Source organism: Bacillus sp. Root131, from assembly GCF_001429475.1.
In the GTDB taxonomy this organism is placed as follows: domain Bacteria; phylum Bacillota; class Bacilli; order Bacillales; family Bacillaceae_G; genus Bacillus_A; species Bacillus_A thuringiensis_S.
The window spans coordinates 15,005-27,976 of the sequence record NZ_LMJQ01000003.1 but is presented as its reverse complement, the minus strand read 5'-3'; the positions used below and the strand labels follow the sequence as shown (position 1 = coordinate 27,976).

Here is a 12,972-nt window from a genome sequence, read left to right as displayed (position 1 = left end):
GAGGTAGGGCTTTCATTGTTTTAGGTATATATATCTAAGTCATTATTTCTAGAAGAAAAAACAATCAATCTCATCTCTATCTTTAAGAATTTTTACATTTACTGAGACATTGAATCGTAATTGTTTATCTTCTTTTCATAAGAGAGATACGCGAGTTGGTAACATCTAAATATATGGTCAACGATACAAATTGATGGGAGTTCTAGAACAAGAAGCCATTTTTACAATTTATTTCACATAATAAGATTAAATGAAACAATAAGAAGGAGTGAAGATATGAAACGCATGCCAACGCAAGAATTAAGTAACGAGTTAAAGAAGCGGAAAGGGATTNTTAAATGAAACAATAAGAAGGAGTGAAGATATGAAACGCATGCCAACGCAAGAATTAAGTAACGAGTTAAAGAAGCGGAAAGGGATTACTTCTATTAAAATTGAGCCTTATGAAAAAATTGAAGTTGGTGGAATTGTTGTAGATGGACCGGCTGTTATTTTAATTAATCAAGAATACCTAAAAATTGTTGAATGAAGAAAAGGATGATCCTTTACGAAAAGGGATGATCCTTTTTGTTTGCTACGGCTAATAACAGGATATACATATATTCCATCTGATGTGATGGGGTTCAAAGGAAGGAGAGGGTGGGGATTATCATAGTGGAAAGCTTAATATTGGTAGGGTTTCTTTTTATTTTATATACATTAGTTGATCAAAAACAAACTAAGTATTTGAAACGATAGATTGTTTTCTTTTTAAGAGCGGGATTTATCTTATAGTGAAACGGATAATTTAAAGGAGGAATTTAGATGGATGCAAGGAAAGAACGCATAAAATACGAGAAGATGTCAAAGAATTATGATCGTATTTATTTAGTTTCGTTTATCCTATTAATTGTACTTGTTTGTAGAGAAGATGTCAAAGAATTATGATCGTATTTATTTAGTTTCGTTTATCCTATTAATTGTACTTGTTTGTAGTAGTGTGATTATCATAGGAGCTACAGGAGGAAAATATGGAGTGTTTTTATTGTTGGCAATTTTACTTAACGCACGTATTACGAAAGAATCTCAAAAAAAGTATGAGCAGTACTCTAATAAAGGACGTATTTAAAATGATACATATCTTGAAAGGATATACATTCAAAGTATCCCTATATCATCACCTATTAACTAGTAAAAGTAACTTTATATAAATAATTTTTTGCAATTTAGGAATAGAAAATGCACCTTATTAAAATGTTATTTTCGTTCATATAATGAATTATCCTTCTAGCATATTTATAAGATTTATATCATTTATTAAGAGAAAGAATGTAAGTTAGAAAGGAGTCTTATAGAATGTGTTATTTGGAGGGAAATGACTTTAGTGAGAAATATATGGTAAGTGTACTTAATCACTACGTATATCAGACATTACAATCGGTAATTGGTAAACATGTGGTTATTGAAACTGTAAGAGGAAAGTTAAAGGGTGTGAAACCAGATCATTTGCTCATTGAAGATACAGTACCGTTATATTGTACGCATTCAACAAATTGTATGGATTATGCCAAAACAATAATCAAAATACATCTAATTGGATTTATAGCAGATTAGCGTCATAGACGACTGAATAAAAACACAGGGTTTTATCTCTGTGTTTCTTCAAATTTTCGTTTTTGAATATATCCTTGAGCATGAATAATTTCTTCCTGAAGTTCTTTTAATTCTGCCGTTGATCCTAATTCAATCCTCATGTAAGTAGTAACTAAACTAATCATCATATCCATCTTCTCTACTATATTTTGAATGACCTGTTCAGATGGCTCTTTTTTAGGGTGTTGTATTGCTATTAGAGCATTTTCTATATAATTGTTCTTTCTTTGCTGGATATCATAAATAAACTGTTTTGTGTTTGGATTCATTTGTTGTTCCTCCATTTTGGATATGTTTCTATTGTATCATGTTTGAATAGAAAATATTGGATCCTCCTAAATTTACATCTGTCTCACACATCTACTCAAATATACAAACTAATTCTTTAACGTACAGGGAATCAATTAAAATGTGGTCAATAATGTGTATTGATGATTTTGATTTTTTGTTGTTACTAGCTCGTTAAAAAATACCCCTATTTATACATTGTCTATGTAAATAATGAAAATAGAGATAAATAAACATTGATAAGGAGTGAGATTTTTTGTTTTTGATGTATTTACATTTATTAGCTTGATAGTACGGTGCTAATCCTTAATGGAATAAAAAAAGTCCTAGGGGAACTAGGACCAAAAGTGAAGTATCATCTTTGAAGCGAAAGTAAAAGATGGACACGTAATTGCAATAAAATAATTTTAATATTTAGAAATTAATATATTGATGGAATTTTTATTTTACAAAAAATATTCAAAAGCAAACAAATAATTGTGCTCCTGGATAAGGGTTTTGGAATCAGATGAGTAAAAAACGTCGATATAACAGTATATACTTGCCCTTGATAAATTTTAAAGATAAAGAGCGCTTTTTAAGGCGCTCTATGACCAAAACAATATTGAAATAAAGTAATTCATTGTATGTATGAATCCTTAAGACGGTGCAACTTAAAATGAAGCTCTATACATAGGGTTTCTAAGGCTGGTTTCTAATTAATAACATAATCGGTTAATGAAGAGTTACATGAATTTCACGCTGAAAATCCTGGTGAATTAGTCCGAATAATAAATTAAAGAAAGTTAATTCAAGTAGATAACAATGCTCTTAGATTAAAATTTATAAATGGAGGGTCTCTATGCAATAATATATGCTTGTCCAAGCTAAATGTGAGTACTTTTTACTTAAAAAAGTTATTTGAAGGTAATTCTATAAGTTTATATATATTTAAACCATAGAAGATAGGACAACTACAACCTAAAAATGATCAGTTTAATTTAGTGCTAATTTTGTTTAAGTAGAGTCAGGAATCTTATTTGGTTGCACTTCCGCCTATTATTTTCTATTTTCTCCTTTGGCTGGTACTTTCAAGTAAGTATCATGACGTAATCTTTTTGTTACAGTAATAGTGATATCTTGCATTTTACCATTTTCATTGTAGCACGTGAATTTGCGTTAATAGCGTTCATTATATTTATGAATAGGGTTTATACCTAAATGAACACCATTAGATTGTACAACTGTCTAATAATCGTTGATTTGATTTTCTAATAAAAATGCTGTTTGAATCAATAAGGAAAATACCATATATAAACCAAAATTGCTAAGCAAATAACTCTAAGTGCAATTAATAAATATCTAAGGGGCATAAGTACTGTTTTCATCGACTACCACCTGAATTTTTAGTTGTTTTAAACATATAGTCAGATATTTAGGTATATAAAAAAATTATTTTGTTGGAAAAATTCGTGCCAAAAAAGAGTACTGTATACAATTACTCTTTGTAAGGAGACCTAATGAGTAAAGAAGCTGCCATAACCCTAATATAGGCTTTTCCTTTTAAGTGGTAATGTAGAAAAAAGCGAACTAACATTAAAAACTTGTTCTCCTTTTAATTATATAGGAGATGCTCTAAATCGGTACTTAATTGAGTCCTCTCTAGTCTGTATTCGTTGAAAGTGGAAGCCTAAGCTCTCTTTTTTGATTTTTCTCCGACGAAATGTACCAAAAAAGTTGTAACTGAATTTGTCATGATTTCTATAAATCTTATAATTTTAAAGGGGATATTATATAGCTACTCCAAAATCAATGACCGATTTGGCAAGTATTAAATACCCAGTTATATTAGAAGAAATAATTGAAATATCTAAGTAACTACCAAAAATGGAGCGTAAATATTATTAGTATGTGTTTGAGGCTTTAAAAAAGTTTATGAATGTTAAAGAAAAGATTCACTATTTCGAAGCTGCTGAACCAAAATTAACAAAGACAGGTTTTATGGTTGTTGGGAAACATAATTTATACCTGGTTATGATGAAAGGTGGTTTATTCGGTTGCACTGAAGCTGAAGTTGTGGAATACAAGGATATTAAAGAAGTAGACTTTGATTTTATTTAGGGAGTATTTGGTATCTCTTTTATAAAGAAGGGACCCCTTTATCTTGAAATGAAAAAATGTTCGGAACTAAGAAACGTACCATCCATAATATTCCCGACTACAACATAGATAGAATATTAAAAGCAATTCCAAATAAATTAAAATATTATATAAAGATTAAAGATATGTTTGTAGTTTTAAAAGTGATGTTATTAAAAGTAAAGTGTTTCAAGTTGAAGAAAGGCACCTTAGGGTGTCTTTTCTTTATGAAAAAATCCCCACACAAGGTGCAGGGATTTTTATGCTACGAATATTTATAATAGGGTTACCACCAATTATTTGTGAACCAATATTTTTCACATCAAATCCATTCATTTTCGCAAAAGGAAACTGACCATACCCTATTTCTTTTGTGTAAACATATAAGTACAAGTTATATATTAACGAAATTTTATAATAATAAATCTTATTTTGAAAATTTTAACAAATTATACTTTTTTTATATGTAATTTAGCATATTGATTGACATGTATGATAATATATCCGTTGCTTTCAATGAAAAAAACTCCTTAATAGGCACTCCAAAAATAAAAGTAGCTAAAATTCTTTGTTTTTCTCACTTAATGAATAATAATTTGATGATAGCAATAATCTTTTCATCTTGCATTTTACAATAAATCCTTACTCTTTGATTTTCGCTGTTGTTTTTTCTTGCTAATTCTTTTCTATTTGTCATATACTTAAAAGAGACCAAACGTTTTCTTTTAGGGGGACATTATGCGTAAAGGTGAATTGACAAAAAGAATGATTCTTGATCGTTCCTCTGCTCTGTTTAATGTAAAAGGGTATAGTGGTTCTTCGATCTCTGATATTATGCGAGAGACTGGGCTAGAGAAGGGGGGCATCTATCGTCACTTTAAAAATAAAGATGATTTAGCTATTCAAGCCTTCCAGCACACAACTGCACAAATGGGAGTGCGTTATGTCGAAGAGATAAAAAAAGCATCCAATACGTTTGATAAGTTAAAAACTGTTATTTCAGTCTTTACATCACTTGTTCATAATGATCCTCTTCCCGGAGGTTGTCCAATTATGAACGTAACGTTAGAAGCGGATGATTACCATCCTCTCATGGCAGAACAAGCACGGATAGCAATGAATCAATTACTTGGAATGATTGAAAAGATTATTACAAATGGAATTGAGCAAGGGGAGTTAAAATCAAATACTCAAGCAAAGCAGATTGCTATCTTCTGGATTTCTTCACTTGAAGGGGCACTTGCCTTGTCACGCTTATATCAAGATACAGCCTATCTTGATACAGTATCTTCTCAGCTTCTTGCTGAGTTAAAAAAACAAATTACGGCCAAGTGAGCCGTAATTTTTATCTTAAAAAAGAGACCGTTCAGTTTCTTTTTTGGGGATCCATTCGCTTAATAGATAGTCTATGATGAGATCATGAAAAACAGATGAGAGAAGTATACAAATAACCCAATTTGCTATGGATAGTAAAAACTTTAGTACAGATGAAGACGCATTGGTTATAAGGAGATTACTTGAAAGTTGAGGCGATTTACCAATTAGGAAATAACAATTGATCGTCTATTTTTAAGTTTTAGTTGATAACGGCACTATTATCAAAAAGTAACTTAAAAAATATGTTCGCTTGCATGTGTAAGGACATAGTCGATGTGTAGAGGATGAACGATTTCGTGCTGATTTTTTCTAATTTTTAGAGGAGTGTGAAAAGTAATATGAGAGAGATTGAAACAATCGTAATTGGCTCTGGACCTGGAGGATATGTTGCTGCAATCAGAGCTGCACAATTAGGGCAGCAGGTGGCAATTATAGAAAGAGAAAATCTTGGTGGAGTATGTGCTAACGTCGGTTGCATCCCATCCAAGGCACTTATTTCTGTAGGTCACCGCTTTGAGGAAGCAAAGTATTCAGAAGATATGGGTATTTTTTCTTCTGTTGTGAATGTTGATTTCGCAAAAGTTCAAGAATTTAAAAACGGCGTTGTAAAAAAATTAGTAGATGGGGTTGAGGGGTTATTAAACAGCAATAAAGTAGATGTGATAAAAGGTGAAGCTTATTTCATAGATGCTAACACGATATGCGTATCAAATAAAAATGCGGTTCAAACATATACATTTAAAAATGCAATTATAGCTACTGGCTCGCGCCCAGTTGAAATTCCACCATTTGAATTTACAAAACGTGTGATTAACTCTACAGGTGCACTTAATTTAGCTGAAGTTCCAAGTAAATTGGTTGTAATCGGTGGTGGTTACATTGGTACTGAGTTGGGCTCCGCTTACGCTTCCCTTGGTTCTTTAGTAACAATTATTGAAGGAGGTAAAGATATTTTAACTGGTTTCGATAAACAAATGACTCAAATTTTGAAAGAAAATCTTATAAATAAAGGTGTTAAAATAGTAGTAGATGCATCCGCTAAAGGTGTTGAGGAAGTCGAAAATGGTGTAATTGTTACCTACGAAATTGGTGGTGAAGAAAAGAAAGTTGATGCTGATTACGTATTAATAACAGTTGGTCGTCGCCCTAATACTGAAAATATGGGTTTTGAAAAAATCGGTATTGAGTTTTCTAACCGCGGTTTATTAAAAATTGATCAGCAATGCCGTACTAATCTTCCGAACATTTTTGCTATCGGTGATATTGTTGCTGGCCCACAACTTGCACATAAAGCGTTTTACGAAGGAAAAGTAGCTGCTGAAGCTATCGCCGGTGAGTTCTCATTTGTTGATTACTTGGCAATTCCAGCAGTCTGCTTCACAACTCCTGAATTAGCAACAGTTGGTTATACTGAAGAGCAAGCAAAGGCTGAAGATATGGAAGTTAAAGTAGTTAAATTTCCATTTTCAGCAAACGTTCATGCAATGGTTTCAAATGAAGAAAAAGGGTTCTTGAGGCTATTGGCGCGTAAGGAAGATGGTATATTAGTAGGTGCTCAAATTGCGGGGAATGGTGCATCAGAAATAATTGCCGAAATGGGTTTAGCAATCGAAGCAGGCATGACAGTTGAAGATATTGCATTAACACCTCATGCTCACCCCACTTTAAGTGAAAGTTTGATGAAAGCTGCCGAGACCTTAATTTGTAAATTTAAATAGATATGTATTTAGAATGTAGAGAAAGCTTAGAGATAGAGGGGGAGATGGAGTCTTGGTCCACCCCTTAATTTAAAATGGGAATTAGGGATAAACCTTCTATGAAATTTACATTTTTTCTGTTTTTATGTAGGAAGTTTAACAGGAAAAGAAAAATTTTTGATAGTTCTACTTTCTTTTTTGTAGAGAAAGCTAAATAGGGAAAAAGTAAGCTTTAATAATAAGCTTCTTAATGAGCTGATGAAGGATATTATGGCTAATTGAAACATTTTTTTAAGAGGGAGATCCGTTAATTTGTTAGAGAGTACAAGGTGAAATCATAAAAACAAAATGAGAGGAGAATACGAATGAGTCAATTTGATAATTCAACAATAGAAGGTAAAAATTTTAGTGCTGTTCAAGTAGGAAAGTGGGAGGATCTGCTCCAATATAAAAATGGAAATCCATTTAAAGCTCCTGGAAAGGTATTCCTTAAAGATAAACTACAATGTACAGGGATGGAAGTTTCCCTTAATGTTTTGCCTCCAGGTATTTCAATGCCTTTTTATCATAAGCATAGAGAAAATGAAGAACTGTATATCTTTGTCAAGGGAGAAGGGCAATTTAAGATTGATGATGAAATCCTTGAAATTAAAGAGGGGACTGTCATTAGGGTAGCACAAGAAGGGGAACGAATTTGGCGTAACAATTCAAGTGAATCACTTTATTTTATTTGTATTCAAGCTATGGCAAATACCTTGGAAGAAAGTAATATTGAGGATGGCATTAGGCTAGATAAATCCGTTGAATGGCTTGAAAAATAGTTGACACTGTAAAATTAAATACCTTGCAATGAAAAATATAAATCAACAATAAATAATGCGTTATTTTTTCTATAGAACCCTAGGAAAGGATGGCGTTTTCGAATAGATATTTTTTAATTTTTTTAGAAATTTATTTTATGTGTGGAATATAAAATAGGAGCTTGTGTATAGCAGTACAAATACAAAAAGCGTGAACAGTTTAGCATTTTCACGCTTTTTGTATGGAATAAATCATAAAAAATGTAGAGAAATGCCGAAAGGATTAAATTGATTTTAAAAATTGGAGGTGATACCATGAAATTAAACAATGTTTAAAACATTGTTTAATTGATGAATTCTGGAGGGGGAGATAAGTTGAGGGAAAACGAAAACATATCTACGAAAGAAAAGATTTTAAATACAACATTGGAGTTAATTAAAAACGAAGGTTTCGAAAGTGTAACGATAAGAAAAATTGCAGCATTGTCAGATACAAATATTGCGCTTGTAAATTACCATTTTGGCTCAAAAGAAAAGTTGATTAGTGAAACAATTAAAGTCTTATTAATTAGCTTTAAAGACACTTTTTCTATTTTAGATGATACTAAATTGCCAGCAAAAGAAAGATTAAAAATATTTTTACTTAATTATGTAATAGTAATTCGGCAATACCCCGAGTTAGTTAGGAAAATTATTGCAATGGGCACTACGGTATTTACATCTCAATACGAATATGGAGATTTTTTGAAGAGGCTCGGTTTTAGTAAAGTGAAGAATATTTTGAGTGAAATAACAAATGAAACGGATCGGGAAATTTTAATGATGATGACGGTACAAATATTCGGATCCATTTTTCTTCCAGCATTAATGATGCCAATTCTTGAATCAGGGGCAGATATAAGAATACAGCCTGTAGAAAAGCAAATTGATTTCCTATTTGAACGCTATTTTTATAAAAATTGAGATAGTGGGTGATTGAGATGATTAGTTTCTTTAGAAAGCACTGGTGTGATGTAGGGTTAGTTATGGCTATTGTTGTCTTGGGTTATTTAGTCGGGAATTTTGGAGAAATGAGTGAAATAAAGGTACTGTTAGCGTTAAGCTTTGTAGCCATTTTAGTTCATCAATTTGAAGAGTATCGTTGGCCAGGTTATTTCGCTGGTCTGTTTAATGTAGTTATATTTAAAAGTGATATACCAGATCGCTATCCATTAAATACGCAATCTGCTATGGTAATAAATATTTTGATTGCGTATGTTTTTTATTTACTTCCGGTTTTCTTTCAAAATATAATATGGCTTGGGATGGCACCTATTTTAATGGGTTTTTTTCAATTCATATGGCATGGTATTTTTGCGAATATAAAATCTAAAACAATATACAATCCGGGATTAGGTGCGGTTGTATTACTACATGTTCCGATTGGTTATGCATATATGAGATATATTCTTTTACACAATCTGGCTACAAATTCCGATTGGTTATTAGGGCTAATCTATTTTCTAATAGCTACCTATCTTTTAATTATAAAAGGAAATATGTTAATGAAAAGTAAGAAGACAAATCATTACTTTTCTAAAAAACAATTAGGTCCGTACAATGACACATTAAAGTGATTCAGAATTCAAAGGGGATTTTTGATGCTGAAGAGAGTACAAGGGGCCACCATACATGCCCATCAACTTAAGAAATTGTACCCCAAAAAGTATCGAACTTTCTAAACAAGCTTAACAGAAAGGTTCACCAAAGTAATCTACAAAAAAGGGACTAAGAAATATTTCTTAGTCCCTTTTTTCTCAATCTTACTTATTGAAGAAACTTATGAAAAGTGGAAAAAAAGAGAGATAACGAGCGTTATATTTATGGAACTATTAGGACTTAAGAAAAATACTTTTTATAAAATACTAAAAGAATATGAAGAGAACAAATTACAGCCTAAATAAAGCATATGGGCCGAATATTCCTTAGAGTAGGAAATTCGGCTCATTTTATGTCGGAATTTGCTTAGCGTATATTTTCGTTAATTATCTTAACTAGTCGTTACGTATGACTTTACAGCATTCGATGCAAAGTTATCGGTTTTTTGGATGCAAATTTATGGATTAAGTCATACAATTACGCACTATTTTTAATGAATCAATATTTACTTGTTTCTTCAACTAAGTTCGTCCGAATCTTTTTCTACAAAATCACTAAAGTCATCTCCCCAATCACAGATGGCTGTTACAACATTCTCTAGTTGATGACCAATTTTACTAAGTTCATACTCAACCTTAGGAGGTACTACGGGGTATACACATCGAGTAATTATTTTATCATCTTCTAATTCTCTCAATTGTCTAATCAACATACGTTGATTAACTTCAGGCAGCTTTTTTTGTATTTCACTTAACCTTAATGGGGAACGTTGTAACAAACACCATATAATTGCTATTTTCCAACGACCACCAATCACAGATAAAGCCAAATCTTTTCCAGTAAAAAATTCTTTGTCCTTATAATGAATAACCATTAATTTTCAGTCCTTTCTCTTTAAAAATGTTTATAGTGACAAATATGTCAGTATTGTAATTAAGATTATAAGGTGTAATCTTAGTAGTGTAAACATTAATAAACAAAAGAAAGTAGGGATTCATTTGAAAAGTAGAGCTGCTGTTGCATTTAAGCCAGGAGAGCCACTTCAAATCGTAGAAATCGATGTAGAAGAGCCAAAAGCAAAAGAGGTATTAGTAAAAATATTATATACTTCTGTCTGTCATACAGATGCTTTTACATTATCAGGTGACGACCCAGAAGGAGTATTTCCTGCTGTATTAGGTCATGAAGGTGCCGGTGTTGTCGTTTCAGTAGGTGATGAAGTTACTTCACTAAAACCTGGTGATCATGTTATTCCACTATATACACCTGAATGCGGAGAATGTAAATTCTGTCGTTCTGGTAAAACAAACCTATGTAGTGCTGTACGAGAAACACAAGGTAAAGGTTTAATGCCTGATGGAACAACTCGCTTCTCTTATAACGGAGAGCCACTTTATCATTACATGGGAACTAGTACATTCAGTGAATATACAGTTGTGAATGAAATTAATTTAGCAAAAATCGACGAAAACGCTCCGTTAGATAAAGTTGCCTTATTAGGGTGTGGTGTAACGACAGGTATTGGTGCTGTACACAACACTGCAAAAGTCGAAGAAGGAGCTGTGACAGCTGTATTTGGTTTAGGAGCGATTGGATTAGCTGCTATTCAAGGACTAGTTCAAGCGAAAGCAAGCCGAATTATTGCAGTTGACCTGAATCCTCAAAAATGGGAACTAGCTAAAAAAATGGGAGCGACTGATTTTGTGAACCCTGCAGATTATGATCGCCCAATTCAAGAAGTTATAGTCGAAATGACAGACGGAGGCGTGGACTATAGCTTTGAATGTATTGGTAATGTTGAAGTAATGAAGTCTGCTCTTGAAGCATGTCATAAAGGTTGGGGCGAAAGTATTATTATTGGTGTAGCTGGTGCTGGTAAAGAGATTCATACTCGTCCATTCCAATTAGTAACGGGCCGAGTATGGCGTGGATCAGCCTTTGGTGGAGTTAAAGGAAGATCTGAGCTTCCAGAAATGGTTGAAGATTATATGCAAGGTGATATTGATTTAGATTCATTTATTACTCATCATTTAGAATTTAAAGATATCAATGAGGCATTTGATTTATTGCACAAAGGTGAATCCATTCGTACGATTTTAACTTATGGAGAGTGAGAGAATGAGTCTTACACGTATTGAACAACATCGTTCTTTCGAAGGAGAGCAACGGAAATATAGTCATTGTTCAGAAGTTTTGCAATGTGATATGAAATTTAGTATCTATTTACCATCAAATAAAGAAAAGAAAAAAATCCCGCTTATATGGTGGTTATCTGGTTTAACCTGTACAGATGATAATTTTAGTCAAAAAAGTGGATTTCAGCGTTTGGCTGAAAAACATCAAGTTGCAGTAATCATGCCAGATACTTCACCGCGTGGAGAACACGTTTCAGATGTTGCACCATGGGATCTTGGACAAGGAGCAGGTTTTTATGTAAATGCTACCGAGGAGCCTTGGACAAAGCATTATAAAATGTATTCCTATATAGTAGATGAGTTAACATCCATTGCTGCGACTATTGTACCTAACTTTTCAGGTGAAGAAAGCATAATGGGACATTCAATGGGAGGGCACGGGGCGTTAGTGATTGGTTTAAAAAATGCTAAGAGATTCAAAGCGATTTCTGCTTTTTCGCCAATCCTAACCCCTAGTCAAATTCCATGGGGAATAAATGCTTTCACCTCTTATTTAGGTGAAGACAAAAATTCTTGGAAACAATGGGATGCTTCAGAATTAATTAAAGAAGACACGATTCCACCTATTCTTATTATGCAAGGTAGTCAAGACGAGTTTTATCCAAAACAATTGGAAGAGCATATTTTCTTAGAGAATGCTCAAAAAAATAGTCAAATGGTAACTTATAAAAAAATGGAGGGCTATGATCATAGCTACTTCTTTATTTCCACTTTCTTAAATGAGCATTTCTCTTTCCATATGAAGTATTTAAGATGATTCTTATTTACAACAATAGCCACTTCCAATGGCATATGAAGTATTTAAGTTTACATCAAAATATAGTAACAAAAGTATCCGCATGTAGAGATGTGGGTACTTTTGATTATTATATTTTGTCATATTATATCGTTTGTAAAAACAAATAAATTGGGAGGAAGAGTTCATGTGGATTAAAAAAATGTTATTTAATTACCGTGTTAAACCATCCTTATTAAAATCTCGTTATGAGATTGAAAAGGAAAATCGACAAGTTGACTTATTTGAAAGTTCAACTGAAACGTCTAAACCCGTTTCGATAAGAGATACAAGATCATACATTCAGCCTAATACTAAAACATTAGAAGACGTAATTAATTACTTAGCAGCTATCTACGAAATACCTTCTCTCTCTGTGGATAAGAATAAAATGCTTTGGCCATTAATATCCAAATGCTGAATGTAAAAAATAGCTATAATTTTGTCGCTTT

The 12,972-nt window shown here is 32.4% G+C and carries 14 protein-coding genes and 4 pseudogenes; 15 read left to right on the top strand and 3 right to left on the bottom strand.

Going from position 1 to position 12,972, the window contains the following annotated elements:
- Positions 1–364: 364 nt before the first annotated feature.
- From ASE54_RS34330 to ASE54_RS14715, 4 genes and pseudogenes are all read left to right on the top strand, one after another.
- On the top strand, positions 365–529 hold the full coding sequence (locus ASE54_RS34330) for a BC1881 family protein (RefSeq protein ID WP_000827566.1): 165 nt from the start codon (positions 365–367) through the stop codon (positions 527–529).
- A gap of 275 nt (positions 530–804) precedes the next feature.
- A complete protein-coding gene (locus ASE54_RS37380; RefSeq protein WP_268750867.1) occupies positions 805–927 on the top strand; it encodes a hypothetical protein in 123 nt (40 codons plus the stop codon).
- Positions 911–1,108 (top strand): hypothetical protein, encoded by a 198-nt coding sequence (locus tag ASE54_RS14720; protein WP_003258104.1) that lies wholly within the window; start codon positions 911–913, stop codon positions 1,106–1,108. The genes ASE54_RS37380 and ASE54_RS14720 overlap by 17 nt, the downstream gene beginning before the upstream one ends.
- 227 nt (positions 1,109–1,335) lie before the next feature.
- Positions 1,336–1,558: pseudogene (locus ASE54_RS14715) on the top strand (DUF2642 domain-containing protein).
- A 67-nt stretch (positions 1,559–1,625) separates the two neighbouring features.
- On the opposite strand, the gene ASE54_RS14710 reads toward ASE54_RS14715, so the two are convergent.
- Positions 1,626–1,901, bottom strand: coding sequence for a hypothetical protein (locus ASE54_RS14710; protein ID WP_014895259.1), 276 nt, complete (start codon positions 1,899–1,901; stop codon positions 1,626–1,628).
- A gap of 1,573 nt (positions 1,902–3,474) precedes the next feature.
- On the opposite strand from ASE54_RS14710, the pseudogene ASE54_RS36920 reads away from it, so the two are divergent.
- Both ASE54_RS36920 and ASE54_RS14705 read left to right on the top strand, forming a co-directional pair.
- Positions 3,475–3,579: pseudogene (locus tag ASE54_RS36920) on the top strand (class D sortase); the annotation flags it as partial.
- 255 nt (positions 3,580–3,834) lie between these two features.
- The gene (locus tag ASE54_RS14705; protein WP_153587260.1) at positions 3,835–4,020 is read left to right on the top strand and encodes a PH domain-containing protein; all 186 of its coding nucleotides are present in this window, start codon (positions 3,835–3,837) and stop codon (positions 4,018–4,020) included.
- A gap of 294 nt (positions 4,021–4,314) precedes the next feature.
- Here ASE54_RS14705 and ASE54_RS36915 read toward each other — a convergent pair.
- Positions 4,315–4,428: pseudogene (locus tag ASE54_RS36915) on the bottom strand (DUF4879 domain-containing protein); the annotation flags it as partial.
- A gap of 348 nt (positions 4,429–4,776) precedes the next feature.
- Here ASE54_RS36915 and ASE54_RS14700 point away from each other — a divergent pair.
- The 6 genes and pseudogenes from ASE54_RS14700 to ASE54_RS36910 form a co-directional block, all read left to right on the top strand.
- Complete coding sequence (locus tag ASE54_RS14700; protein WP_001225315.1) at positions 4,777–5,373, top strand: TetR/AcrR family transcriptional regulator; 597 nt, start codon at positions 4,777–4,779, stop codon at positions 5,371–5,373.
- A 380-nt stretch (positions 5,374–5,753) separates the two neighbouring features.
- Entirely contained in the window at positions 5,754–7,133 is a 1,380-nt protein-coding gene (gene lpdA / locus ASE54_RS14695) for a dihydrolipoyl dehydrogenase (protein WP_001206772.1), read from the top strand.
- A 344-nt stretch (positions 7,134–7,477) separates the two neighbouring features.
- The gene (locus ASE54_RS14690; RefSeq protein WP_000077131.1) at positions 7,478–7,933 is read left to right on the top strand and encodes a cupin domain-containing protein; all 456 of its coding nucleotides are present in this window, start codon (positions 7,478–7,480) and stop codon (positions 7,931–7,933) included.
- A 354-nt stretch (positions 7,934–8,287) separates the two neighbouring features.
- The gene (locus ASE54_RS14685; RefSeq protein ID WP_014895260.1) at positions 8,288–8,875 is read left to right on the top strand and encodes a TetR/AcrR family transcriptional regulator; all 588 of its coding nucleotides are present in this window, start codon (positions 8,288–8,290) and stop codon (positions 8,873–8,875) included.
- 8 nt (positions 8,876–8,883) lie between these two features.
- A complete protein-coding gene (locus ASE54_RS14680) occupies positions 8,884–9,528 on the top strand; it encodes an HXXEE domain-containing protein (RefSeq protein ID WP_003310228.1) in 645 nt (214 codons plus the stop codon).
- 183 nt (positions 9,529–9,711) lie between these two features.
- A pseudogene (locus tag ASE54_RS36910) lies at positions 9,712–9,855 on the top strand (recombinase family protein); the annotation flags it as partial.
- Between the two features lie 212 nt (positions 9,856–10,067).
- On the opposite strand, the gene ASE54_RS14675 reads toward ASE54_RS36910, so the two are convergent.
- The gene (locus ASE54_RS14675) at positions 10,068–10,424 is read right to left on the bottom strand and encodes a helix-turn-helix domain-containing protein (RefSeq protein ID WP_000234701.1); all 357 of its coding nucleotides are present in this window, start codon (positions 10,422–10,424) and stop codon (positions 10,068–10,070) included.
- A gap of 124 nt (positions 10,425–10,548) precedes the next feature.
- Here ASE54_RS14675 and ASE54_RS14670 point away from each other — a divergent pair, with 124 nt between their 5' ends.
- The 3 genes from ASE54_RS14670 (at position 10,549) to ASE54_RS14660 (ending at position 12,941) form a co-directional block, all read left to right on the top strand.
- A complete protein-coding gene (locus ASE54_RS14670; protein WP_000842151.1) occupies positions 10,549–11,664 on the top strand; it encodes an S-(hydroxymethyl)glutathione dehydrogenase/class III alcohol dehydrogenase in 1,116 nt (371 codons plus the stop codon).
- A 4-nt stretch (positions 11,665–11,668) separates the two neighbouring features.
- Positions 11,669–12,502, top strand: coding sequence for an S-formylglutathione hydrolase (gene fghA / locus ASE54_RS14665; RefSeq protein ID WP_000060076.1), 834 nt, complete (start codon positions 11,669–11,671; stop codon positions 12,500–12,502).
- Between the two features lie 166 nt (positions 12,503–12,668).
- Positions 12,669–12,941, top strand: coding sequence for a hypothetical protein (locus ASE54_RS14660; RefSeq protein WP_000264856.1), 273 nt, complete (start codon positions 12,669–12,671; stop codon positions 12,939–12,941).
- Positions 12,942–12,972 lie beyond the last annotated feature (31 nt).